This is a genomic window from Chloroflexota bacterium, assembly GCA_038040195.1.
Taxonomy (GTDB): domain Bacteria; phylum Chloroflexota; class Limnocylindria; order QHBO01; family QHBO01; genus DASTEQ01.
Map to the genome: position 1 here is coordinate 16,033 of JBBPIR010000004.1, position 25,322 is coordinate 41,354.

Annotated in this window: 21 protein-coding genes; 17 read left to right on the forward strand and 4 right to left on the reverse strand. The window is 70.2% G+C overall.

What is annotated here, in order from left to right:
• Positions 1-23: 23 nt before the first annotated feature.
• The 4 genes from rpsU to ybeY all read left to right on the forward strand — a co-directional run bounded on the left by rpsU (position 24) and on the right by ybeY (position 3,515).
• Entirely contained in the window at positions 24-200 is a 177-nt protein-coding gene (rpsU, locus tag AABM41_06335; GenBank protein MEK6191927.1) for a 30S ribosomal protein S21, read from the forward strand.
• Positions 201-264: 64 nt separating this feature from the next.
• Positions 265-723, forward strand: coding sequence for a GatB/YqeY domain-containing protein (locus tag AABM41_06340; GenBank protein ID MEK6191928.1), 459 nt, complete (start codon positions 265-267; stop codon positions 721-723).
• Between the two features lie 13 nt (positions 724-736).
• Entirely contained in the window at positions 737-2,839 is a 2,103-nt protein-coding gene (locus AABM41_06345) for an HDIG domain-containing metalloprotein (GenBank protein MEK6191929.1), read from the forward strand.
• 73 nt (positions 2,840-2,912) lie between these two features.
• Positions 2,913-3,515, forward strand: coding sequence for an rRNA maturation RNase YbeY (gene ybeY / locus AABM41_06350; GenBank protein MEK6191930.1), 603 nt, complete (start codon positions 2,913-2,915; stop codon positions 3,513-3,515).
• Here ybeY and AABM41_06355 read toward each other — a convergent pair.
• On the reverse strand, positions 3,512-4,618 hold the full coding sequence (locus AABM41_06355; GenBank protein ID MEK6191931.1) for an FAD-binding oxidoreductase: 1,107 nt from the start codon (positions 4,616-4,618) through the stop codon (positions 3,512-3,514). The two genes, ybeY and AABM41_06355, sit on opposite strands and share 4 nt — an antisense overlap.
• Positions 4,619-4,671: 53 nt before the next feature.
• Between AABM41_06355 and pth the strand changes: the two genes are divergently transcribed.
• From pth to acnA, 5 genes are all read left to right on the forward strand, one after another.
• Positions 4,672-5,259, forward strand: coding sequence for an aminoacyl-tRNA hydrolase (gene pth, locus AABM41_06360; GenBank protein MEK6191932.1), 588 nt, complete (start codon positions 4,672-4,674; stop codon positions 5,257-5,259).
• Positions 5,256-8,648 (forward strand): transcription-repair coupling factor, encoded by a 3,393-nt coding sequence (mfd, locus tag AABM41_06365; protein ID MEK6191933.1) that lies wholly within the window; start codon positions 5,256-5,258, stop codon positions 8,646-8,648. The genes pth and mfd overlap by 4 nt, the downstream gene beginning before the upstream one ends.
• Before the next feature lie 15 nt (positions 8,649-8,663).
• Entirely contained in the window at positions 8,664-11,138 is a 2,475-nt protein-coding gene (locus tag AABM41_06370) for an adenylate/guanylate cyclase domain-containing protein (protein ID MEK6191934.1), read from the forward strand.
• On the forward strand, positions 11,135-11,665 hold the full coding sequence (locus AABM41_06375; protein ID MEK6191935.1) for a GNAT family protein: 531 nt from the start codon (positions 11,135-11,137) through the stop codon (positions 11,663-11,665). Before AABM41_06370 ends, AABM41_06375 begins: the two co-directional genes overlap by 4 nt.
• A gap of 105 nt (positions 11,666-11,770) precedes the next feature.
• On the forward strand, positions 11,771-14,458 hold the full coding sequence (acnA, locus tag AABM41_06380; protein ID MEK6191936.1) for an aconitate hydratase AcnA: 2,688 nt from the start codon (positions 11,771-11,773) through the stop codon (positions 14,456-14,458).
• Positions 14,459-14,561: 103 nt separating this feature from the next.
• Here acnA and AABM41_06385 read toward each other — a convergent pair whose 3' ends face one another.
• Together AABM41_06385 and AABM41_06390 are read right to left on the reverse strand one after the other, a co-directional pair.
• Positions 14,562-14,774, reverse strand: a complete 213-nt coding sequence (locus tag AABM41_06385; protein MEK6191937.1) for a hypothetical protein — start codon at positions 14,772-14,774, stop codon at positions 14,562-14,564.
• Positions 14,775-15,114: 340 nt separating this feature from the next.
• Positions 15,115-17,457 carry an EAL domain-containing protein gene (locus AABM41_06390; GenBank protein ID MEK6191938.1) on the reverse strand — a complete coding sequence of 781 codons (2,343 nt, stop codon included), beginning with the start codon at positions 17,455-17,457 and terminating at the stop codon, positions 15,115-15,117.
• A gap of 99 nt (positions 17,458-17,556) precedes the next feature.
• Between AABM41_06390 and AABM41_06395 the strand changes: the two genes are divergently transcribed.
• Genes AABM41_06395 through AABM41_06405 form a run of 3 tightly spaced genes read left to right on the forward strand, consistent with a single transcriptional unit; the run spans position 17,557 to position 20,230 of the window.
• Positions 17,557-18,081 carry an adenine phosphoribosyltransferase gene (locus tag AABM41_06395; protein MEK6191939.1) on the forward strand — a complete coding sequence of 175 codons (525 nt, stop codon included), beginning with the start codon at positions 17,557-17,559 and terminating at the stop codon, positions 18,079-18,081.
• Positions 18,082-18,103: 22 nt separating this feature from the next.
• Complete coding sequence (locus tag AABM41_06400) at positions 18,104-18,967, forward strand: GNAT family N-acetyltransferase (GenBank protein MEK6191940.1); 864 nt, start codon at positions 18,104-18,106, stop codon at positions 18,965-18,967.
• Between the two features lie 9 nt (positions 18,968-18,976).
• Positions 18,977-20,230, forward strand: coding sequence for an adenosylhomocysteinase (locus AABM41_06405; GenBank protein MEK6191941.1), 1,254 nt, complete (start codon positions 18,977-18,979; stop codon positions 20,228-20,230).
• Positions 20,231-20,238: 8 nt separating this feature from the next.
• On the opposite strand, the gene AABM41_06410 is transcribed toward AABM41_06405, so the two are convergent.
• Complete coding sequence (locus AABM41_06410) at positions 20,239-20,790, reverse strand: hypothetical protein (GenBank protein ID MEK6191942.1); 552 nt, start codon at positions 20,788-20,790, stop codon at positions 20,239-20,241.
• A 103-nt stretch (positions 20,791-20,893) separates the two neighbouring features.
• Between AABM41_06410 and metK the strand changes: the two genes are divergently transcribed.
• The 5 genes from metK to AABM41_06435 are packed head-to-tail and all read left to right on the forward strand — an operon-like array spanning position 20,894 to position 25,318.
• Complete coding sequence (gene metK, locus AABM41_06415) at positions 20,894-22,102, forward strand: methionine adenosyltransferase (GenBank protein ID MEK6191943.1); 1,209 nt, start codon at positions 20,894-20,896, stop codon at positions 22,100-22,102.
• Positions 22,099-22,731 (forward strand): hypothetical protein, encoded by a 633-nt coding sequence (locus tag AABM41_06420; protein ID MEK6191944.1) that lies wholly within the window; start codon positions 22,099-22,101, stop codon positions 22,729-22,731. The genes metK and AABM41_06420 overlap by 4 nt, the downstream gene beginning before the upstream one ends.
• Positions 22,728-23,615, forward strand: a complete 888-nt coding sequence (proC, locus tag AABM41_06425) for a pyrroline-5-carboxylate reductase (GenBank protein ID MEK6191945.1) — start codon at positions 22,728-22,730, stop codon at positions 23,613-23,615. Before AABM41_06420 ends, proC begins: the two co-directional genes overlap by 4 nt.
• 13 nt (positions 23,616-23,628) lie before the next feature.
• Positions 23,629-24,693 carry a sugar phosphate nucleotidyltransferase gene (locus AABM41_06430; GenBank protein MEK6191946.1) on the forward strand — a complete coding sequence of 355 codons (1,065 nt, stop codon included), beginning with the start codon at positions 23,629-23,631 and terminating at the stop codon, positions 24,691-24,693.
• On the forward strand, positions 24,662-25,318 hold the full coding sequence (locus AABM41_06435) for a hypothetical protein (GenBank protein MEK6191947.1): 657 nt from the start codon (positions 24,662-24,664) through the stop codon (positions 25,316-25,318). The genes AABM41_06430 and AABM41_06435 overlap by 32 nt, the downstream gene beginning before the upstream one ends.
• Positions 25,319-25,322 lie beyond the last annotated feature (4 nt).

Here is a 25,322-nt window from a genome sequence, read left to right on the forward strand (position 1 = left end):
ACGGCCGAGAGGAGGCGAGACGTTTGGCGGAAGTCCGCGTGGGCGAGAACGAGTCGTTCGAGAGCGCGCTGCGGCGATTCAACAAGAAGATCCAGCAGTCCGGCATCCTGGCCGAAGCACGCCGCCGCGAGCACTACGAGAAGCCCAGCGTGAAGCGCAAGCGCAAGGAATCCAAGAAGCGCAAGGGCCCGCGCCTTTAGCCAGACGGCTCCCGGGGTCGGTCCATCAAGACCGATCCCGATTGCATCTCCCGAGCATTCACCGATGAGCCTCCAGACCGACATCGAGTCCGCCATGCGCGCCGCCATGAAGGCGGGCGATGCGGTCCGCGTCTCGACCCTCCGGCTGGCCATGGCGGCCGCTCACAACCGCCAGATCGAGCTTGGGCACGAGCTGACCGATGCCGAAGTGATCGAGGTCCTCGACCGCCAGGTCAAGCAACGGCGCGAGAGCATCGAGCTGTACCGGCATGGCGGCCGCCCGGAGCTGGCCGATGCCGAGGAGGCGGAATTGGCGATCCTGCGCGAGTTCCTCCCCGAGCCCCTGACCGATGCCGAGCTCGAGCGCCTGGCCCGGGACGCCGTGGCCGCCACGCGTGCCAGCGGGCCGGGCGACATGGGCCGCGTGATGGGCGTCCTGGTGCCCCAGACCAAGGGTCGGGCCGATGGCAAGGCGGTCAGCGACCTGGTTCGCCGGCTGTTGTCGAAGGGGTCTGCGGAGTAGGATCCCGCTCCACATGTTCATCACCCGGACCCTGGCACCCCGGGACCGCACCGTGACCGGTGCCACCGTTGCGCGCCTGGTCGCCGTCATGGTGCTGGTGGGCGTGGCCCTGTTCGCGATCCTGGCGGTGGATCTGGTGCCCGACAGCGTCTCGCTGGAAGTGGGTGACGTTGCCACCGAGGACATCAGGGCGGCCCGCAGCGTGTCGTTCGTCTCCGCATCCGAGACAGAGGCGGCCCAGGCCGAGGCAGAGGCGGCGGTGGCGCCGGTTTACGTCGAAATCGGGCCGCAAGCCGATATCCGGTCTCGCCAGCTGACGAGCTACGACGCTGAGGTGGCCGCCATCCAGGCAGTCCTCGCCGAGCGCGACGCCGGCACGCTGTCTCCGGCGGACGTGCAGACTCGGCTCGAAGCCGCCGCCCCGTCCCTGCGCGCGTCCCAGGTGGCGCTCCTGGCGGGGCTGCCCACGCCGCGCTGGCAAGCGATCGCCGCCGAAGGGCGTCGGGTCCTTGACCAGGCGCAGGCCGGCGTGCTGCGGGAGGACGCCCTGGCCGAGGCCCGCCAAACCGCCCGGGAGGCGGTCAGCGTCGACCTGGCCCCCGACGAGCGGGAGCAGGCTGGCGACCTGGCCGCTGCCCACATCGCCGCCAACCTGGCCTACAGCCCCGAGGCGACATCCGCCGCCCGCCAGGCGGCCCGCGCCGACGTCGACCCGGTGCGGGTCACCGTCCAACGCAATGAGGCGGTGGTCCGGGCGGGCGACCCGATCAGCACCCTCGACTACGAGAAGCTCACCGAGCTGGGTCTCACCGAGCCAGCCGGCGACCTCCTGCCGCTCATCGGAAACGCACTCTTGGCCGCACTGCTGGCCGTCCTGCTGGTCGGCTTCGTGTGGCGCTTCCAGCCGGCCATTTGGCATCGGCGCCGGAGCCTGGTCCTGTTCCTGCTCATCCTATTCGCCAGTGCGGCTGTCCTGCGGTTGGCCGGTGATCGGTCTATTGCCGCGTACCTGGTGCCCACCTCGGCCGCGGTCATGCTGACAGGGCTTCTGCTGGGCGGGGCCGCGGGCGGAGCCATGGCCATGGGGCTCGCGGTGGTGGCCGGGCTCACCAACTCGGCCGACCTAGGCCCGGTGGTGTATGCCGCTGCGGGTGGGTTCGCGTCGCTGGTGATCATTCTCCAGGCCGAGCGCCTGAACGCGTTCGTCCGCGCCGGCGTCGTGCTGGCCCTGGTCAACGTCACCGTGGTCGTCGCGTTCAGCCTGCTCGAGGGGCTTGACGCGACCGGAATCGCACAGCTCGCTGCGGCGGGCATGGTCAACGCCGCCCTGTCGGTGGTGCTGGCGGTGGGTGGCTTCGCCGTCCTGGGGAATGTGTTCGGGATCCTGACCGTGTTCCAGATGTTGGAGCTGGCCAATCCCTCGAACCGGCTACTGCGCCGCGTGCTGCTCGAGACGCCAGGCACCTACCACCACTCGGTCATGGTCGGCAACCTGGCCGAGCGGGCGGCCGAAACCGTCGGCGCCGATCCACTCCTGGCCCGCGTGGCGGCGTACTACCACGACATCGGCAAGATGAAGAACCCGCTGGCGTTCATCGAGAACCAGGCTGGCGGCCCGAACATCCATGACGACCTGAACCCCGAGACGAGCGCCCGGATCATCGCCGCCCACGTGCGGGACGGGGTCGAGTTGGCCCAGGAGTATCGGCTCCCGCCTCAAATCGCGGACTTCATCCCGCAGCACCACGGGACGTCTGTAATGGGCTACTTCCATGGCAAGGCGCTCCAGGCGAGCGTGGAGGCCGACGCCGACCGCTACCGTTACCCCGGCCCTAAGCCGCAGAGTCGCGAGGCGGCCATCGTGATGCTGGCCGACGGGGTGGAGGCGTCCGTGCGGTCATTGCCCCAAAAGGACGACGCCGACATCCGCGAGATGGTCGACCGCATCGTCAACGGGCGCCTGGCCGACGGACAGCTCGACGACAGCAACCTCACCCTGCGCGACATCGAGCGCATTCGCGGGTCATTCGTCGAGCAGCTGCTGGGCATGTACCACCAGCGAATCAGCTATCCCGAGAACGTCCTCCCCATCGAGCGAGATTCCCGGAGCGCCTGACCTAAGCGCCTGACCTCAGCGCACTGAATTCAGCGTCTTGAGCCGGCCCGGGCCCTGGCCTAGGATGGTCAGGATGGAACCCGGGGTCACCCTCCACGACAAGGTTGGCCGCAGCCGGCTGGCCGAGGCCGTGGAGCCACTGGGGTTGGACACGGCGCTGGAAGTGGTGACGGCTGCCGCCGCCGAAACCATGCGCGCCGCGCTCAGCACGCGCCAGGCGGAGGTGGAGCTGACCCTGTGCGGCGACGCGGAGATGACCCGCCTGAACTTCGACCACATGGGCGAGCGCGGGCCAACCGACGTGTTGGCGTTCCCGCTCCACGAATGGACCGTCGAGAACGGCCGCTCCCACCTGGTGGATGACGACGGCCGGCCGAGCGCCCGGCCCGGCGCCCCGGGCCCCCTGATGCTGGGCGACGTCGTCATCGACCTCGACCAGGCAGTGCGCCAGGCGGCCGAAGGTGACTGGAGCGTGCCGGAGGAGGTGGCCCTGCTGGCCATCCACGGCACCCTGCACCTCATCGGTCACGACCATGACGATCCCGAGGGCGAGACGGCCATGCGCGAGCTCGAGCACCGCGTCCTGACCGTCCTGCACCGCCATTTCCGGGACGTGGCCTGGAAGCCCGGTTCGTTGTTCGACCGCGCCGGCCACGCCGTGGGGGCCGGCTACTAGACCGGGCGGTCGCTCCGCAGTTCCAGCGGCACGCGATCCGGGCGGCCGAGGATGAGGTCCACCACCAGGGCAGCGCTGCCCGGACCGGTGGAGATACCCCATGGGCCGTGGCCCGCGCAGACGAACAGTCCTTCCACGTTGGCCACGGGACCGATGAAGGGACGCCCGTCAATCGACTGGGGTCGGGCGCACATCCAGATGCGGATGACGGGTGCGTCGGCGAGGGCAGGCACGAACTCGCTGCCGTGCCGGACGAGCACCAGGGCAAGCGCTTCGGGATCCGGCTGATCGGCCAGGAAGGTCGATCCCACCGTGGCCACCCCTCCCACCGCGATCAGGCTGAACAAGCTGCCGGCCAGCCCGCTCGCCGTGTTGACCGTATGCACCACGCCTTCCTCCAGGACGTGGCGGGGTGGGTCGGCCAGATCCACCTGGACGGTGACTCCCCAGGTTCGGATGATGGGCGGCCACGGCGGCTCCGCGCCGAGGATCTCCGGCGTCCACGGGCCGCCAGCCAGCAGGACCTGGTCCGCGGACAGGTGCTCCCCGTCTTCCAGCGCCACGCCCCGGACCGTTCCATCCTCAATCCAGGGCTGCGCAGCGCGACCGATCCGCAGCGTCACCCCGGCCCGGACCGCTCGCGCCGCCAGCGCTCGAGTTGCCCCATCGGCCGTCGCTGGGTAGCCGGTCTCGAGCCGAACGGCAGCCCAGCCATCGGACAGTGCCGGCTCCGCTGCGGCGACGGCGTCGGCGTCCAGTGCCTCGGCTCGCAGCTCGGGGAAGGCGTCGTGCAGCTCCGCCGCCCGGGATCGGGCGGCGGATTGGTCATCGGTCAGGAGCAGGATACCCACCGGCTCGGAGGGGAATGCGAAATCCAGATCGGAGGCGGCCAGGTGCCGGTACGTGGCCAGGGACTCGATATGGAGCGGGAGCAGCACCGGGTCGAACGGATGCTGGATGGAACCCGAGTTTCGGCCCGAGGCCCCGGCGGCGATCGCGGTGGCCTCGATCAGGGTGACCGATCGCCCCGCCTCGGCCAGCAGGGCGGCTGCGGTGCAGCCCACGATCCCGCCACCGATGACTGCCACCCGCTCGCGCCCCACGCGCCGATGCTACCCGGGCGGGTCCGCCGCTGACGGCTACCATCCGTCGGGCCATGAAGGTCGTGTGCGGGCTAGGCAATCCCGGCGATCGGTACCGACTGACGCGGCACAACGTCGGGTACCGGGTGGTCGACCTGCTCGCCGATCGGTGGGAGGTGAGCAAGGGTCGTGCCCGCGACGGCGCGGCCACGATCGAGGTGGTGCGAGACGAACCGGTGGGCCGGGTGCTGCTGGTCAAGCCCCTGCGCTTCATGAACCAATCCGGCGCGCCGCTCCGCGCCGCGGTCCGCAACGTCAACGCCGATCCGGAGACCGACCTGCTGGTGGTGGCCGACGACGTCGACCTGCCGCTGGGGAAGGTACGGCTGAGGCGGGGCGGGTCCGCGGGTGGCCACAACGGTCTGCGAGACATCATCGAGGCGCTCGAGACCGATCAGTTCGCGCGGCTGCGGGTCGGGATCGGGCGGAACGGCGAGACGGTGGACCACGTCCTGTCCACCTTCAGCCGGGCCGAGGAGGAGCTGGCCGACGAGGCGATCGCCACCGCCGCCGACGCAGTGGAGCGTTGGCTGGCGGAGGGCACCGAGGCGGCGATGAACGCGTTCAACGGGCTCGACCTGGGGCCACCCGCCGACCCGTGACCCGCGGCCCGCGGCTGGGGCCGCTGCTCGAGCTGCTGGGGGTGCCGCCGCCCACACCGGGGAGCTTCCGCGTCCCGGCCGCCGCGCGCGCCGCCCACCTGGCGGCCCGCCGTCGGACACTGGCGCCCGCGTCCCCGCTGTTGGTGGTGGTCGAGACTGATGAGCAGGCCCATCGGCTGGCCGACGACCTGGGTGCGTGGCTGGACGAGGGCACGGTGGCGGTGCTGCCGGAGCGGGGCGCGCTGCCGCTGGAGCGGGCGCTCCCCGAGCGCGATGAGTCCGCGGGCCGTCTGGAGGTGCTGGCCCGGTTGGCGGAGCCAGAGCGGCACCTGGTCGTGGTAGCGCCACTGGCCGCGCTGTGGCAGCGGACGCTGTCCGTGGAGCAGCTCCTCGGCGCGCGGCGCCGTTTACGGGTCGGGGACAAGGTCCCGCAGCGCGCGCTGGTCAGCGGGCTGATGGCCGCCGGCTACGACCCCACGCCCGAGGTGACGGGGATCGGCGAGCTGGCGGTCCGTGGCGGCCTGATCGACCTGTGGCCACCGGGTGAGCCGGACCCCATCCGGATCGAGCAGTTCGGGGACGAGATCGACGCCATCCGCGTCTTCGAGCCCACCACCCAGGCCAGCCGGTCGCGCCGGAAGGAAATCCTGCTCCTCCCCGCCGGGGAATTCGCCATCCCGGACCCGGACGCCCTGGCAGCGGCGCTCGCCCGGCAGGTCGGTCATCCATCGGTCCTCAGCGACACGCTCCAGGCCGACCTGGCTCGCCTGGAGTCCGGAGACCTGGGCGAGGCGGCCGAAACCTGGATCACCCATCTGACCGCCGGCCCCACCGCCGACCACCTCCCGGCGGACGCCCACCTGGTGCTCACCGATGTCGATCAGCTCCGAGGCCACGTCACGGACGCCGACCAGTGGGCCGCCGGCCGTCGCGCCCAGCTGGTCGAGGGCGGCGAGCTGCCTCCGGACTGGCCGCTTCCGTATGAGGCGGTCGCCACATTGGACGCGTTGGCCGCCCGGGCACCGGAGCGGCTCGAGGAAGGGGGCGACGCCGCCGAGATCGGATTTGGCGCCGCGCCCGCACTTCCCGTGCGGGCCGAACGGATGGGGGAGTGGCTCCGCGAATTGGCCGCTGGCGGGAAACGCGTCGTGGTCGCCACCGACCAGGCCAGCCGCCTGGTGGAGCTGCTGGCCGATGCGCCCGGCCTCATCGGTCCCCTTGACTCCCTCGCGGAAATACCCGAACCGGGGTTTATCGCGGTCGTCCATGGCTCCACCGCCAACGGCGTGAGCCACGCCCCGTCGGACCTGCTCCTCCTCTCTGACCGGGAGCTGTTCGGGGCCACCCGCGTCCGGCGGCTGCTCCCGAGCAAGCGGGTCGTCACGCGAGACCTGATCGGGCGCCTGGAGCCCGGGGAGCTGGTGGTCCACGTCGACCACGGCATCGCCCGCTACGTGGGCATGACTCAGCGCGCGTATGGCGACGCGGTCCGCGAGTACCTCCAGCTCGACTTCGCCGGCGCTGACAAGATCTTCCTGCCCGCCGACCAGGTGGGCCGCATCACACGCTACTCGGGAGCGCCCGCCCCGGGCCTCAGCCGCCTGAGCGGGCGCGAGTGGGCCAACACCACCCGCCGCGTCCGCGCCGCGGTCATCGACCTGGCCGATGACCTGCTGGAGCTGTACGCCGCCCGCGAGCAGGCTGCTGGCTTCGCCTACCCATCGGACTCGACCTGGCAGCGGGAGCTGGAGGAATCCTTCCCGTACACCGAGACGCCCGACCAGGAGCGGACCATTCAGGAGGTGGCCGCCGACATGGCTCGCCGCCGGCCGATGGATCGGCTGGTGTGCGGGGACGTGGGGTACGGCAAGACCGAGGTTGCGCTGCGGGCCGCCTTCCGGGTCGTGGAAGCCGGCCGCCAGGCGGCCGTGCTGGTCCCCACCACCGTTCTGGCGCAGCAGCACCTGCTGACCTTCAGGCGCCGCCTCGACGCCTTCCCGCTCAAGGTGGAGGTGCTCAGCCGCTTCGTCAGCAAGGCCGACCAGGCAAGAATCGTGGCCGAGCTGGCGGCCGGCACGGTGGACGTCGTCATCGGCACCCATCGGCTGCTGAGCAGGGACATCAGCTTTGCCGATCTGGGGCTGCTGGTCGTCGATGAGGAGCAGCGGTTCGGGGTGGCCCAGAAGGAGAAGATCAAGCAGCTCCGCCGCGAGGTGGACGTGCTGACCCTGTCCGCCACGCCCATCCCGCGCACCCTGCACCTGTCGCTGGTCGGGATCCGCGATATGTCGGTCATCGAGACTGCCCCCGAGGCGCGGCTGCCAATCCTGACTCGCATCGCGGAGGACGACGACGGGCTCGTACGGGACGCCATCCTGCGCGAGATCGACCGGGGCGGGCAGGTGTTCTACGTCCACAACCGGGTCGAGACCATCGAAGCGGCCACGGCCCGGGTCCGTCGCCTCGTCCCGCGGGCCCGTGTGGCCATCGGTCATGGCCAGATGCCGGAGGGCATGCTGGAGCGGGTCATGCTCGACTTCGACGCGGGGCTATTCGACGTCCTGGTATGCACCACCATCATCGAGTCGGGGCTCGACATCCCGAACGCCAACACCATGCTGATCTCGCGGGCCGACACGTTCGGGCTGGCGCAGCTGTACCAGCTCCGGGGCCGGGTTGGGCGCTCCGACCGGCGGGCGTACGCGTACCTGCTGCATCGGCGGGGCAATCCGCTATCGCTGGTGGCGCGGCGCCGGCTGCACGCCATCTTCAGCGCCTCGGACCTGGGGGCCGGCTACCAGATCGCCCTGTCGGACCTCGAGATCCGCGGCGCGGGCAACATCCTGGGCCCCGAGCAGTCGGGGTACATGGCCGCGGTCGGCTTCGAGCTGTACACCCAGCTCCTGGCCGAGGCGGTGGATCTGCGCCGGGGGCGGATTCGGCCGCCGCAGCCGGCAGCGGTGCGCCTGGAGCTGCCGGGTTCGGCCTACCTGCCCGATGTCTACGTGGGCGCCGCGGGCGCCAAGCTCGAGGTCTATCGCCGGTTCGCCCAGGTCAAGACCGATGCCGATGCAGATGCGCTGCGGGCGCATCTGCTGGACCGATTCGGGCCGATTCCGCCGGAGGTGGAGGGTCTCTTCCGGGCGGTCGCGGTGCGCCTGGCCGCGGAGGCGGCCGAGGTTTCCGAGGTCCGCGTCGACGAGGGGCGGCTGACGTTGAAGTGGCGGCGTTACGATCGCGCCGTTGTGACCCACGCGTTGACCATCGCCGGATTCCGACCCGTGGCCGGCTCCAACCAGGTCCGCATCCCCCTCGTTCGCGGCCGCGACCCGATCGACACGGCCCTGCGCGCTCTGACCGCGGTGCGATCTGCTGGCAGGGCGGCTTGACGAACCATGACGCCCATGCGCCCTGAGCTCCCCACCGGCACGGTTACGTTCCTGTTCACCGACGTCGAAGGCTCGACGAAGCTCCTCCACGAGCTGGGCCCCGATGCCTATGCCGCGGCCCTGGCCGAGCATCGGCGCATCGTCCGCGCCGCGGTCGCCGCCCACGGCGGGGTGGAGGTCGACACCCAGGGCGATGCGTTCTTCGTCGCCTTCCAGACCGCCCCCGGCGGGCTGGCCGCGGCCGCCGCCGCCCGCGACGCGCTGGCCGGCGGACCGATCCGAGTCCGGATCGGGATCCATACCGGCACCCCGCACCTGACTGCGGAGGGCTACGTCGGGGCCGACGTCCACCGCGCGGCACGGATCGCCGCCGCCGGCCATGGCGGGCAGGTGCTCGTCTCGGCGGCCACGGTGGCTCTCCTCGGGACCGCGGGCCTGCGCGATCTCGGCGAGCATCGGCTCAAGGACTTCTCCGAGCCGGTGGCGATCCACCAGCTCGGGGACGGGCGCTTCCCGCCGTTGCGGACGATCTCGAACACGAACCTCCCCCGCCCCGCCAGCTCGTTCGTGGGCCGCGATACCGAGGTGGCGGAGGTCACCGACCTCCTCCAGAACGGTGCCCGGCTGCTGACCCTCACCGGGCCCGGCGGCTCGGGCAAGACGCGCCTTGCCATCGAGGCGGCGGCGACGCTGGTCCCAGAGTTCAAGGCCGGCGTGTTCTGGGTCGGCCTCGCGCCGCTGCGCGATCCGGCACTCGTGACCGAGACCATCGGCCAGACGCTGGGGGCCACGGATGGCCTGGCCGAGCACATCGGGGAGCGGGAGATGCTGCTGCTCATTGACAACCTCGAGCAGGTCGTGGCGGCCGCCCCCGAAGTGGCGTCGCTCGTCGAGACCTGCCCCAACTTGCGGCTGCTCGTCACCAGCCGCGAGCTCCTGCGGGTTCGGGGCGAGGTCGAGTACCCGGTCCTGCCGCTCGCCGACCCCGACGCGGTGGACCTGTTCTGCGCCCGGGCCCGGACCGAACCGGATGACACGATCCGCCAGCTGTGCCACGCCCTCGACAATTTGCCGCTCGCCCTGGAGCTGGCCGCCGCCCGGGCCAGCGCCCTCACGCCGGCCCAGATCCTCAAGCGGCTGTCCCATCGCCTTGACCTCCTCAAAGGCGGGAGGGATGCCGATCCCCGTCAGCAGACGCTGCGGGCAACGATTGAGTGGTCCTTTGAGCTGCTGAGCCCGGACGAGCAGCGCCTCTTCGCGCGGCTGGCTGTCTTCGCCGGCGGATGGACCCTCGACGCCGCCGAAGTCGTCGCGAAGGCCGATCTGGACACCCTCCAATCGCTCGTCAACAAGAGCCTCGTCCGCCACACCGACGAGCGGTTCTGGATGCTCGAGACCATCCGTGAGTACGCCGTCGAGCGGCTCGAGGAGTCCGGCGAGGCAGACGGGCTGCGGCGGCGCCACGCGGAGCTGTTCCTCGCCCTCGCCGAGGAAGCGGAGCCGCACGTGCGCGGGCAGAGCCCCGAGGAGTGGTTAGAACGACTGGAGCGCGAGCACGACAACCTGCGCGCCGCGCTTGACTGGCTCGAGGCGACGGCCAGCGGGGAGCTGGGGTTGCGGTTGGCCGGCGCCGTGGACGAATTCTGGTGTGCGAGAAACCATGTGCCGGAAGGCCGGCGTTCCCTCGAAAGCGCGTTGCGCCTTAACAAGCGTCCGACGCCGGCTCGAGCCAAGGCGCTCATCGGTGCGGCCCACCTGGCACGCGACAGCGGAGACCCTGCGGCCGGGAGGCTATGGGCAGAGGAGGGGCTGGCCCTCCACAGAAGGCTTGGCGACCCGTGGGGCACGGCCAACTCCCTGCTGTGGCTCGGCCTAGCGGTCGCCGACGAGGGCGACTTTCCGCGGGCTCAGCAGCTCTTCGGCGAGAGCGCGGACGCGTTTGGCGCGCTCGACGACGCGTACTACACCCTGTATGCCAACCGCATGCTGGCGTGGACCTACGACGCGTTGGGGGACCGACCGCGCGCCCGGGCGCTCCACGAGGAGAATCTTCGCCGCGCACGCGATCTGCACGCCCGGGATCTCGAAGCGTCGGTCCTCGGCGCCCTCGCGTCGTACGCCGAAGACGAAGGTCGCGTCCAGGACGCCGCCTTGCTGGCCGCGGAGAGCCTCCGCATCTTTCGTGATCTCGGCAATCAGGTCAGCGCCGTCGTGGAGCTCTGCCGCTGTGCTGCTGCCCTCTCCCTTGCAGGGGAATCCGGAATCGCCACTCAGCTGCTCGGCAGTTCGGCGGCCTTCCATGAGGAGGCTGGCACTCCGCTGCTACCGTATCTCGTTGCCGAGAACGAACGGACGCTGACGAGGATCCATTCCCAGCTCGACGAGGCTGACTTCGCCGAGGCTTGGGAGCGAGGCCGAAAGCTGACTGTCGAGGAGGCAACCAAGTTGGCCCTCGAGTCCCTGAGCGGGATCGCGGAGGTTTCCAGGTGACCGACCCGCGGATCCGGCTGCGGGACGCGACTCTGGCCGATGCCGACGTGCTCGACGCGTGGGCGCGCTCGCCCGAGGCCAAGGGCGAGTTCAACGACTTTGGCATGCCTACCGACGACGAATCGGTTCGTGAGGCGCTGGAGAAGGGTCCGCTGCGCAATGAACGGAATGGGCAGATGGTCGTCGAGCGTGTGGCGGATGGGCAGCCGATCGGGACGGTGGGCTGGCATGAGGTTCCGCACGGGCCCGGCACCGAGTCGCGAGCCTGGAACATCGGAATCTCGCTGATCCCCGAGGCACGCGGGCAGGGATTCGGCAGCATCGCCCAGCGGCTGCTCGCCGACGAGCTGTTCGCGACAACGGATGTGAACCGGGTCGAGGCCTCGACCGATGTCAGAAACCTGGCCGAGCAGCGTGCGCTGGAGAAGGCCGGATTCGTTCGCGAAGGCATCCAGCGCGGCGCCCAATTCCGCGCCGGCGCACATCACGATCTGATCACCTATGCGAGGCTGCGGAACGACCCCTGAGGCGTATACTCAGAGCGAATTCTCGACCCGGGACGGGCGCACCCGTCCGGCGCCGATCAGCACGAACCCGCGCGAAGCGCGCGGGCTGACTGAGGAGGCGCGACCGTGACCACCCGTCCAACCCAACCCGATCCTTCGGCTGCGCGCGCGACGCTGGCCGTAGGCGATCGGTCGTATCGGTACTACGCCCTCGAAGCGCTTGGCATCCCGGATCTGGATCGGCTCCCGTACACCGTCAAGGTCCTGATCGAGAACGCGGCACGGCACGCGGCCTCTGGGATCGGCCTAGTAACGACTGACGACCTGGCGACGCTAGCCAGCTGGCGCCCGGACACGGATCCAGGCACGACCGAGCTGCCGTTCCTCCCCGCGCGGGTCATCCTCCAGGACTTCACCGGCGTGCCATGCGTCGTGGACTTGGCCGCCATGCGCGACGCGCTGGCGGACCTGGGCGGCGACCCGAACAAGGTGAACCCCCTCGTCCCGGCCGACCTGGTCATCGACCATTCGGTCCAGGTCGACCAGTACGGGACCGAGGCCGCGTTCCTGATCAACGTCGAGCGCGAGTACGAGCGCAATGGCGAGCGTTACGCGCTGCTCCGCTGGGCGCAGGAAGCGTTCGCCAACTTCCGGGTTGTCCCGCCGGGGACCGGCATCGTCCACCAGGTCAACCTCGAGTACCTGGCCGACGTCGTCAGCGCCCGCCCCGAGCCAGACGGCACAATGACCGCCTTCCCGGACACCCTGGTCGGGACCGACTCCCACACCACCATGATCAACGGCCTGGGCGTTGTGGGCTGGGGCGTGGGCGGCATCGAGGCCGAGGCTGCCCTGCTGGGCCAACCGCTGTACCAGCCGCTCCCCGTGGTGGTCGGCTTCCGCCTGGACGGGGAGATGCCTCCCGGCACCACGGCCACCGACCTGGTCCTGACCGTGACCGAGATCCTCCGCACCCACGGGGTGGTGGGCAAGTTCGTCGAATTCCACGGCACCGGCCTGTCGCGGCTGGGGCTGGCCGACCGGGCCACCATCAGCAACATGAGCCCCGAGTTTGGCGCCACCGCCACCCTGTTCCCGGTTGACGACGAGACCCTCCGCTACCTGCGGATGACGGGCCGTTCGGAGGAGGTGGTAGACCGGGTCGAGGCCTACGCCAAGGCCCAGCACCTGTTCCGGACTGATGCCTCCCCGGAGCCGATGTTCAACGAGTCGCTCCACCTGGACCTGGGCAGCGTCGAGCCATCGTTGGCCGGACCCAAGCGGCCGCAGGACCGCGTGTCGCTCCCTGGGCTGCCTGAGAACTTCCGGACCGTATTCGCCGATGCCCTGGACCGATCCGCCACGGTGCGGTTCAACGGCACCACCGAGCAACTGAGCTCCGGATCGGTCCTGATCGCGGCCATCACGTCGTGCACCAACACTTCGAACCCGTCGGTCATGGTGGCTGCCGGCCTGGTGGCGCAGCGCGCCGTGGAGCGCGGGCTGACGATGCCGCCCTGGGTCAAGACCTCGTTCGCGCCCGGATCAAAGGTCGTGCCCGAGTACCTCGAGGCGGCCGGCCTGATGGATCCGCTCAAGTCGCTGGGCTTCAACCTCGTCGGATTCGGCTGCACGACCTGCATCGGCAACTCTGGGCCGTTGGCGGAGCCGATCGCGGCAGCCGTGGAGGAGACCGACCTGGTGGGCGTATCGGTCCTGTCCGGCAACCGGAACTTCGAAGGGCGCATCCATCCGTTGACCCGCGCCAGCTACCTGGCCTCACCGCCGCTGGTGGTGGCGTTCGCCCTGGCCGGGCGGATCGACCTGGACCTCACGACCGAGCCGCTGGGGATCGGCTCCGATGGCGCATCGGTATACCTGAAGGACCTGTGGCCGACCACCGAGGAGGTGGATGCCGTGGTGGCCGAGCGGGTCCGCTCGGAGATCTTCACCAAGGAATACGCCTCGGTATTCGATGGGGATGAGCAGTGGCGCGAGCTGCCCGTGCCGGCCGGAGGCCGATACGCGTGGGACGCGGCGTCAACCTACGTCGCCCGCCCGCCATTCTTCGACGGGTTGGGGATGGAGCCGGAGCCGCTGATCGATGTCGTCGACGCGCGGGTGCTGGCCTGGCTGGGAGATTCGGTCACCACCGACCACATCTCGCCGGCGGGATCCATTCCCCACAGCAGCCCGGCCGGGAAATGGCTCATCGAACGGGGCGTGGCGCCACGCGACTTCAACTCGTACGGGGCCCGGCGCGGGCACCACGAGGTGCTGGTGCGTGGCACCTTCGCGAACATTCGCCTGCGCAACCGGCTCACGCCGGACGCCGAGGGCAACATCACCGAGCACTTTCCCAGCGGGGAGCGGCTGACGATCTTCGAGGCCTCGCAGCGCTATCTGGCCTCGGGGACGCCGCTGGTCGTGCTTGCCGGCAAGGAATACGGGTCTGGATCCTCACGTGACTGGGCGGCCAAGGGACCGCTCCTCCAGGGAGTGCGAGCGGTCATCGCCGAGTCATACGAGCGGATCCATCGGTCCAACCTGGTGGGGATGGGGATCCTGCCCCTCCAGTTCCGTGCCGGCGAGTCCGCGGAGTCGCAGGGCCTGACCGGGCGCGAGACCTTCGCCATCAGGGGCGTGGCCGCGGGTTTGCAGCCCCGCCAGGAGGTGACTGTCGAGGCTCGGGCCGAGGATGGTGCGCTGCGGACGTTCCAGGCCATCGCCCGCCTGGACGGGCCGGTGGACGTCGAGTACTACCGCCAGGGCGGCGTGCTGCAAACGGTCCTGAGGCGCCTGGCGGCCAGCTGACGCCAGCGGGAGGGCCTGCTGCGCTTCGGCCGCCAGGGCGCCTCGGATCAAACCTGAGACCCGGGATTGCTCCCGGGTCTCGTGGCTTCCCGTCTGGGGATGTTCAGGGTGCGTACTCCATCGGACCGGAAAGCGGGTCGCTGATCCACTGGTTGATCACCGGTGCCGGCGCTGCTTCGGGTTGGGTGTTGATGGCCGGTGCGCTGAAGGACGCGAACGCCAGGGCCGCGGCCAGTATCAGCATCGCCAGGGCCCCAACGAGGGCACCGATCACGAAGATGGAGGTGTTGCCGCTTGGGTAGGTGATGGTGGTCATTGGTCCGGTCTCCCACTTGGCTGGGTGAAGGTGTTGGCGCAGCATCGGCTCAGATCGGTGCGAAGTCGTAGCCGATAGACGACCGCCCGAGTGTCGTCCTGGCGACACGGCCGGCTACCGCGCCCCCGATGTACGTCAGATGTGCATATCGGCCACTTTTCGGGGGGCCTGGGCGCATCGGGGGCCCTCCGATGGCCGTTTGGTACACCACATGGACGATTCGGCCACCGAATGGCCCCTCAGGCCACTGAAAGGCACCTCAGGAGTTCCAACTTGGCCGATACGTGCACGTCATGTACATCCAGGGGACGGGCTTGCCGAAACCGACCCGGGCGACCGGTCAGGCGCTGAGAGAACCCTCCCAGCGTTGGGCCACGGCGTCGGGGACCGCGTCGGCGGGGAGCGGCGGTGAGAAGTGGAACCCCTGGCCCAGGCGGCAGCCCAGCTCCCGAAGCCGGACCACCTGGTCGCCCCGTTCGATCCCCTCCGCCAGCACCTGGAGACCGAGGGTCTGGCCGAGCTTGATGATCGAGCGCAGGAGGACTGGCACCTCGCGGTCGTCGCCCAGCGAGGCGGTGAAGGATCGGTCGATCTTCAGCAAGTCCACCGGCAGCCGCTCGAGGTAGCTCAGCGACGAATATCCGGTCCCGAAGTCGTCCATGGCCAGCTGGACGCCGGTCCCACGCAAGCCGAGGAGCTTCTGCTCGGTAGCGACCACGTCGGCCATCAGAGTGCTCTCGGTGATCTCCAGCAGCAGTCGGTTGGGGGCGAGCTCTGCATCGCGAAGCGAAGTCGCCACCATGTCCAGCAGCCTCGGATCGGTCAGTTGGCGGGTCGAGACGTTCACGCTGATCAGCGGCAGACGTCCATTGGCGCCCGGCAGCGCATGGGCCTTGTCCCAAGCAGCCATCTGGCGACAGGCTTCACCGGTGATCCACGCTCCGAGCGGCACGATGAGCCCGGTCTCTTCGGCCGCGGGAATGAATTCGTCGGGCTCAATCAGGCCGCGTTCCGGATGGCGCCAGCGGATGAGCGCCTCGAGTCCGGTCAGCCGGCCGTTGCGCAGATCGACGAACGGCTGGTAGTGGAGCACGAAGTCGCCGCGGCTGATGGCCTGCTCCAGCTCGGACCGCAGCTCCTGGCGTCGGATGACGGCCAGGTGCATGCGCGGCTCGAAGAACTCGATCCGGCCCTTGCCGCGGGCCTTGGCGGTGTACATGGCCAGGTCCGCGTGCCTTAGCAGGTCCTCGGGCGGCGAGCTGCCCGGCTGGGCCACCGCGACCCCGGCGCTGCCGCGGGCGAAGACCTGCTTGCCCTGGAGGTCGAACGGGGAGCGCAGTGCAGCCAGCACCCGCTCTGCCACCCGCCGAGCCGACTCGCGGGTGGTGTCCTCCAACAGGATGGCGAACTCGTCGCCCCCGAAGCGAGCCACCGTGTCCTCGGGTCGCATGACACCGCGCAGGCGCTCCGCGACCGCTGTCAGCAGCTGGTCTCCGGCCGCGTGACCCAGGCTGTCATTGACCGTCTTGAAGTCGTCCAGGTCCAGGAAGACGACCGCCATCGAGCGGCGGGCCCGTTCCTGGCGGGCCATGGCGTGCGCCACGCGGTCCGCGAACAAGGCCCGGTTGGCCAGCCCGGTGAGCGAGTCGTGGAAGGCCTGGTGCTGCAGCTGGCGCTCCAGCTCCTTGCGCAGCGTGATGTCATGCACCAGCGCCGAGAACGTCGCGGACTCACCTGTCCCGACGGCCCAGATGGTCAGCTCGACCGGGAACTCGCGGCCGTCACGATGGACCGCGTTGACCTCCATCCGGGTGCCCAGGATCGGGCCCTGCCCTGTCTCCAGGAACCGGGCCAGGCCCATGCGGTGAGCATCTCGCTGCTCGGCCGGGATGATGCGGTCGGCCAGCGGCTGGCCGACGACCTCCTCGCGGGCCCAGCCGAAGGTCTGCTCCGCGGCCTGGTTCCAGTCGGCGATCATCCCGTCGGCATCCATCCCGATGTACGCGTAGCTGGCGGTGTCGATGATCCGCCGGGTCTGCTCCTCGCTCTGGCGGAGCGCCTGCTCGGCCTCTTTTTGGGCAGTGATGTCGATGATGTAGCCGCGAAAGAAGGATGGGTTCCCTTGCTCATCGGTGACGATCACCGCCTCGTCCCGAATCCAGAGCGCCCGGCCGTCGCGAGACAGCATCCGGTACTCGCTTGAGCTGATCACGCCCGGCTTGCGACTCCATTGCTCCGCCTCCTCCCGCGTGACCCGTTCTCGATCGTCGGGATGGACCTGGCGCATCCAGAGCGACGAATCGGCCATCCACTCCGCGGCCGTGAAGCCCAGGAGGTCCTCGATCCGGGGACTGACGTAGTTCCAGGTGGCCTCGGGACCGAAGCCGGCGATGTACAACGCCGCGGGCAGGCGCTCGACGAGGGCCCGGAACGTGCCTTCTTCGGACTCGAGCCCGGCCAACCGGGCCCCGGCGCGGTTGGCGGCCGTGACCCGCTGCCAGAGCATCACGCCCTGCGCCGATGCCAGCACCACGAGGGCCGCCACGATAGCGGTGTTCAGCGTGAACTGGTCGCGCTGACTCCAGCTCGACGCGATCACCAGCAGAGCGACCCCGACCGCGGATACGAGGATCAGGCCGGGCAGCGCGCGCTCAGCCCGGCGACGCACCGTGCGGATCGACATTGAGCCGACGGTAGTCCGGTCCAGCCGACCGGACGATGGGCCAATGGTCCGGCCGCGTTGCAGGCGCGCCGTCGCGCCGACTAGACTCGCCCGGTGACCGTGACTTCGGCCGACGACCTGCGGAAGCTCATCCGCGAGGTCCCCGACTTCCCGAAGCCGGGCATCCTGTTTTACGACATCACGACCCTGTTGAAGGACCCGACCGCCTTCAAGGAGGTCATCGACCGCATGGTCGGCCAGGTCCGCGACACACCGATTGACGTGGTGGTGGGCATGGAGTCGCGCGGGTTCATCTTCAGCGCGCCCATCGCCTACCAGCTGGGCGCCGGGTTCGTCCCGGTTCGGAAGCTCGGGAAGCTGCCAGCCGAGACGATCGAGGTCGAGTACGCCCTCGAGTACGGGACAGCCACCCTGGAGATCCATCGCGACGCCATCCAGCCCGGCCAGCGAGTGCTCATCGTGGATGACCTGCTGGCCACCGGCGGGACGGTGATGGGCACCATCGAGCTGGTGCAGCGCCTGGGCGGCGAGGTGGCGGGCCTGTCGTTCATGGTCGAGCTCGGGGCGCTCGGCGGTCGTGAGCGCCTGGGCCAATTCGCGATTCACGCCCTCCTGACGTATTGACCGATACGCGGGCGGCCGACCGATGACGGTAGCCCCGGCGACGGGCTGGCACACCCGCGCGGTCACCGACCGGGCGGAGGTGGCCGCCTTCCTCCGAACCGATCGACTGTACGCCGCGTACCCCCTCGGCGACCTGGATGCGTCGGTCCGACGCCGCGCGGCGTGGGGCATGGCCTACGACCAGGACGGCCGTCCGCGCGGACTGGCCATGCAGCACATGGGGCTTCCCCCGCAGCCCCTGTTCCTGATGGGCGACCCGGAGGCCTGTCGCGAGGTGCTGGCCACCGAGGTGCGGCCGCGCTACGCCTTCGTCCAGGCCCGGCACGATCTGGCCACCGCCTTCGACGACCTTTATCGGGTCGACCTTCCCGCCAGCCTGCTCCGGATGGCGGTGGACCGGGATTCCTTCCGGCCCTTCGCCGGCGGAGGCGCCGTGCGGCTGGGCCCCGCCGACATCGGCGACCTCAATCGGCTGTACCAGCTCGGGCTGGGAGGGGGCTTCCCGGCATCCGTCCTGGAAGACGGCGTCTACTACGGCGTGCGGGTCGGTGGGCGGCTGGTCGCCGCCGCCGGGACCCACGTCATCAACCCGTCCGAGGGCATCGCGGTGGTCGGCAACGTGCTGACCCACCTCGACCACCGCGGGCAGGGACATGCCAAGGCGGCGACGTCGGGGGTGACCGCGGAGCTGCTGGCCCGGGTGCCCGACGTGGCTCTGAACGTGTACGCCGACAACGACTCGGCCATCGCCGCCTACCTGCGCCTGGGCTACCGCGAGTACTGTCGGCTGGGAGAGTGGGTCGCCTACCGGCGAGCAGGCGGCTGGGACCTCATTCGACCATTGCGCGCCGCGTTGCGCTGGAGCTGGCCGCGGGCCGACCGATAGGGAGGAAACGTGAGCGACATTCGTAACCCTGAGCTGGCCGTCGAGGGCGCACGGCGCATCGAATGGGCCGACCGTCAGATGCCGGTCCTGGCCGGCATCCGCGAACGGTTGGCCGCGGAGCGGCCGCTTGACGGCTGGCGGGTGAGTGCCTGCCTCCACGTCACTGCCGAGACGGCGAACCTCGTGCGCAGCCTGGCGGCCGGAGGAGCCGACGTGGTCCTGTGCGCCTCGAATCCGCTGTCCACGCAGGACGACGTAGCGGCGGCGCTGGTCGTCGAGCATGGGATCGAGGTGTTCGCCATCCGGGGCGAGGACCGCGACACGTACTACGCCCACATCAACGCCGCCCTGGACCATCGGCCCCAGCTGACGATGGACGACGGGGCCGACCTGGTAGGGGAGCTGCATACCCACCGGGCCGACCTGCTGGACGAGGTCCGGGGCGGGACGGAAGAGACGACTACGGGCGTCATTCGGCTCCGGGCCATGGCGGCTGAGGGCGCTTTGCGCTACCCGATCCTGGCCGTCAATGAGGCGGCCACCAAGCACCTGTTCGACAACCGCTATGGCACCGGGCAGAGCGCCCTCGACGGCATCCTGCGCGCCACCAACGTCCTGCTGGCCGGCAAGACCGCGGTCGTGGGCGGCTACGGCTGGGTGGGGCGAGGGATCGCGAGCCGGATCCACGGCATGGGCGCCAACGTGGTGGTCGTCGAGATCGATCCCATCCGCGCCCTGGAGGCGGCGATGGACGGCTTTCGGGTCATGCCCAGCCTGGACGCGGCCGCGGTCGGGGACATGTTCATCACTGCCACCGGGTCGCTCCACGTATTCGGCGCGGATCACTTCCGGCTCATGCGTGACGGCGCCATCCTCGCCAACGCCGGCCATTTCAACGACGAGTTCGACCTGCCTGCCCTGGAAACCCTGGCCGCCGAGCAGCGCGACGTGCGCCCGTCCACCCGAGAGTACCGCCTGGCCGATGGGCGGCGACTTTACCTTCTGGCCGAGGGCCGTCTCATCAACCTAGCCGCCGCCGAGGGCCACCCGAGCCTGGTCATGGACATGTCATTCGCGAACCAGGCGCTGGGCGCCGAGTGGCTGAGCGGCCACCACGAAGAGCTGGAGCCGCAGGTTTACGAGATCCCGATAGATATCGACCACGCGGTGGCCCGGCTCAAGCTGGCCAGCATGGGGATCGCCATCGATCGCCCGACCGAGGCCCAGGAGGCCTACGCGGCCTCCTGGCAGCAGGGGACGTAAGCGGGCCCCTAACGGGTTGCGGTCAGGGATCCCTCGATATCCACCGAGCCGCCCGCGGTGCCGCTGGTGGTGAACGACGGCGAGTTCGGGCAGCTGAAATCGGCATCGATGTTGTCGTCGTCGGAACTGTGGTACTCGACGGAGCAATTCATCGTGGTCCCAGCACCGGCCACCACATCGGGCGTGGTGACGGAGATCGCGAACGAGTCCGAATAGATGGCCACACCAACCGACAACTGGGCATCCGCCGATATGTACGTCAACACGGTGCTATCACCGGTCGTATAGCTGTTCGACGACAGCAGCGGGGCGTCCCCGGTCACGTCGGCATCTCCGGAGATCGTGACGTGTAGTTCCCCGCCGGTCCAGGCGCCATCGGAAAGGGTCACACCGATGCCGCCGCTGCCGCCGCCCCCTCCACCCTGGCTGGCTTCTGCCGCTGCGGACGGTTCGGATCCGCTCAACGCGCCCGGTTCTCCACTCGCGGCGGGCGATGCGCATGCCGCGAGGACAAGCCCGACGACGACGGTGATGACCAATAGATAGTGCGGGCGGCGCATGAGTGGGGCTCTCCTCTGGGGTCGTGGGCGGACCTCGCCCGAGGTCCGCATGGTAGCCGCCTCACGAGTCCGCCGTGATCGGTCTGGCGCTACACTCGGACCCTTGATCGACGCTGAACGGCACCTGTTCACTTCCGAGTCGGTGACCGAAGGCCACCCGGACAAGGTCTGCGACGCGATCGCGGACGCCATCCTCGACGACGTCCTGGCGGCGGACCCCATGGCCCGGGTGGCGATCGAGGTCGCGACCACGACCGAGACGGTCATCGTGCTCGGCGAGCTGACGACCTCGCACCTGGTGGACGTCGAGGCCATCGTGCGGCGCACCGTGCGCGAGATCGGCTACGTCGATCCGAACCTGGGGTTCGACGCCAGCAGCCTGTCGGTCACGTCGCTCATCAAGGGCCAGTCTCCGGACATCGCGATGGGCGTTGACCATGCGTACGAAACGCGATCCGGTGAGGAGGCTGAGGAGCTGGGCGCGGGCGACCAGGGGATGATGTTCGGTTACGCGACCGATGAAACGGCCGATTTGATGCCGATGCCGATCCAGCTCGCGCACGATCTGTGCCGCCGCCTGGCGAATGTCCGCCGCCACGGGTTGCTGCCGTTCCTGCGGCCCGACGGCAAGAGCCAGGTCACGGTCGCCTATGGGCCCGACCGACGTCCGATCGGCGTGCGGACCGTGCTGATCAGCACCCAGCATGACGCGGCGGTCGAGGTCGCGACCGAGCTGACTGACGCGATCCGCGAAGAGGTCGTGGACGTCGTCATCCCCCGTGACCAGCGCGATGGCGAGATCCGGCTGCTCGTGAATCCCACTGGCCGGTTCGTGCTTGGCGGACCGGCCGGCGATTCGGGGCTCAGCGGCCGCAAGATCATCGTCGACACGTATGGGGGAATGGCCCGACACGGCGGCGGGAGCTTCTCCGGTAAGGACCCCACCAAGGTCGACCGCAGTGGGGCGTATGCGGCGCGATGGGTCGCGAAAAACGTCGTCGCGGCGGGGCTCGCGTCCCGGTGCGAGATCCAGGTTGCCTACGCCATCGGCGTGGCGCAGCCGCTGGCGCTCAACGTCGACACCTTCGGGACCGGACGGGTTCCCGATTCAGTTATCGGAGCCGCGATCGGGAGCGTGGTGGACCTCCGTCCGGGAGCCATCATCGAGCGGCTCGATCTCCGCCGACCAATCTACCGGCCCATCGCGGCCTACGGCCACTTTGGCCGGTCCGACCTCGACCTCAGCTGGGAGCGTGCAGACCTCGCCGACGAGCTGCGTCATGCAGCCGGTCTGGCGGGGGCCCCCGCGTGACGGGGACCCAACTTCCCGTTCGGTGGGGCCCGCCCCCGCCCGGTCCGCTGGCCCGTCTGGCGGCCTGGGTCCGGGGCCTGGCGGGCGCGCCCACTGCACCTGTGGAACGGCTCGGGGAGCTTCCGGTCGCGCTCCGGACGGGCCCGCTGGCCATCCCGTATCGCGAGGCGGAGCGCGAGGGCGACCACCGCAGAGCGGGGGCCGCGGCAATGGCCGCCGCCGAGGCTGGGATCGCTGCTGCCGCCTGGTGGGCCGCCGACCTGTGGGCCCACCGCGCCCTGTGGCACTTCGAGCGGGCCGAGTTGGGCCTGCAGGCCGCCCGGGCAGCGCGCCGCATCGGCGACCTGCGTGTGGCGGGTGGCGACCCGGCCAGCGCCCGGCGCTACTATGCCGAGGCGATCAGCGAGGCACGCGACCTCGGCGCCGAGCGCGAGGAGGGCCTGGCGGCCAACGGCATGGGCCACGCAGAACTGGAGTTGGGGAACGTGACAGCCGCTCGAAAACTGGCGCGCATCGCGACGGACCTGTTGGAGCGCTGCGGTGCCCCGGCCGATGAAATCGCCGCCGCCCGCGAGCTGCGCGGCACCGAACAGCTGGTGGCCGCTGCGCCGGGCCCGGAGGACGGGTGAGCGTCCGCCGGCCCAGCCGTGAGGCCCGTCAGGCCACCACGAGCCGCCAGATGAAGGTCGGGATCGTTGGGGCCGGGGTGATGGCGGAGGCGATGATCACCGGCCTGTTGGCCGACCGGGCGGTACGCCCTTCGTCCCTGGTGGCGTCCCATCCGCGGCGGGAGCGCCGCGCGGCCCTCGCGGCGGAGCATCACATCCGGGTCGTGGCCCGAAACCGTGACGCGGCGGCGGACGCGGACATCGTGGTCCTGGCGGTCAAGCCCCAGATGCTCCGCGCGGTGATGCGCGAGCTGGCGGGCGCGCTCCGCAACGGCCAGGTGGTGCTGTCCATCGTGGCCGGCGCCACGCTGCGGACATTGAGCACGGGCCTGCGCCATGCGGCAGTGGTGCGGGCCATGCCCAATACCCCGGCCCAGATCCGGAAGGGCATCGCGGTCTGGGCCGCGGCGCCGGCCTGCAGCGCCACCCAGCGCGACCTGGCGCGTGCCGTTCTGCGCGCCCTGGGCGACGAACGGCAGGTCGAGGATGAGAACTTCGTGGCCATGGCCACAGCCCTGTCGGGGACGGGACCGACCTACCTGTTCGCCGTCATGGAGGCGCTGGTGGACGCCGGCGTGCACCTGGGCTTTCCCCGTGAGCTGGCGCACGACCTGGTGGCGGAGACGCTGGTCGGCTCCAGCCAGTACGCGGCAGCCTCGAATCTCCACCCCGCCCAGCTGCGCAACGCGGTGACGTCCCCCGGCGGGACGAGCGCGGCCGCGATCTACGAGCTCGAGAAGGGGCGCCTGCGCACCGTGTTGTCCGACGCGGTGTGGGCCGCATATCGGCGCACCACCGAGCTTGGCGAGCGGCTGGAGGCCGAGACCCTGGCCGACAGCGACTAGAGCCGGCGGACCGATGTACGCCCTCGTCATGGCCGGTGGGTCCGGGACCCGGCTGTGGCCCCTGTCCCGCCGCAAGGCTCCCAAGCAGCTGCTGCCGCTGACCGGAGATGTCAGCCTGCTCCAGCAGACGGTGGCGCGCCTTGAGCCGATGCTCCGCCCTCACGACATCTACGTCATCACCGCCGAGTCCCACGTCCACGCCACCCAGCGCCAGCTGCCCCAGATTCCGGAGGGCAACATCCTGGGCGAGCCGCTGGCTCGCTCCACGGCCGTGGCGGCCGGTCTCGGTACGCTGCTGGCTCGCCGCCAGGCGGACGAAGTGGCGATCGTCCTTCCGGCTGACCACCACGTAGCGGATGCCGACGCATTCGTGGCCGCTCTGCGCGAGGCGGTCGTCACCGCGGAGCGCGGCTACCTGGTCGTCCTCGGAGTGGTCCCGACCCATCCGGCCACCGGCTACGGCTACCTCACCCGCGGCGAGCAGCTGTTCGCCACCGGAACCGCGGCGGTGACCGCGTTCGTCGAAAAGCCGAATCCGAAAGCCGCCAAGGAGCTGGTCGCGGCCGGCGCGCTGTGGAACGCGGGGGTGTTCGTGTGGAGCGGCTACGCTTTCCGGCAGGCCCTGGAGCGTTTCCAGCCGGCGTTGGCCGAGGCACTGGACCAGATCGGCCGCATTCCGCGGACCCCCGGCTGGCAGACCGATGCCCGCGGGATCCTGGAGCCGCTGCCGGCCATCAACATCGACTCCGGGATCGCCGAGCCCGCCGCGGCAGAGGGTCGAATGGCGGTGGTCGGGCTGGACGCCGGCTGGTCCGACATCGGCTCATGGTCCGCCCTGCTGGAGGCGCTCAGCCGGCAGAGCGGGAAGAGCCTGGTGGCTTCGGGCCAGCATCTGGACCGCGGTTCCGAGCGGGTCCTCGTCCACGGCGGGGAGCGGCTGGTGGTCACGGTCGGCCTCCGCGACGTCATCATCGTCGACACTCCCGACGCGCTCCTCGTGTGTGCCCGCGATCGGGCCGAGGAGATCAAGCCCATCCTGGACGAGATTGCCGAGGCCACCGGCGACCGCTACCTCTAGGGCCCGCCTGGCGGGTCGCCTGCTGGGCTGGTACCTGCGGCTCGTCTCGCGCACGGCGCGCATCGGTCCGGTCACCCGCGAGCAGGCCGTGCTGACCTTCTGGCATGAGTACAACCTAGCGCTGTTCGTGGTGGCGTCCGCGCGTCGGGGTGACCTCCCCCACGCGTCCTTCACGACCGACACGCCGCGTGGCACGGTGATCCGAACAATCTTCGAGTCTGTGGCTCGCGGTCCCGTCGTTATTCTCCCCTTGCCCGATCAGCGTGATGCGGCAGCCGCCCGTACGCTGGCCCGACGCCTGGGGGACCTGGGCGCGTCCGGTTTCTCGCTGGTCGTCACCCCCGACGGGCCGTGGGGCCCCTACCGGGTCGCCAAACCGGGAGCCCTGATCGTCGCCCGCCAGGCCGGTCTGCCGATCCTCCCCTTGGCGGTGCGGGCTCGACCGGCTGTCCGTCTCCGAAGCCGGTGGGACCGCCAGCTCCTCCCGCTGCCCTTCTCCCGGCTTGAGCTCGTGGCCGGGGAGCCCCTCGTGGTCCATCCTCGCGCCCCGCTGCGCCCGCTCACAGCCTCGCTCCAGGCCGCCCTGGACGAGGTGACGGGGGCGGTCGAGCGGCGGCTACCATAGGCCT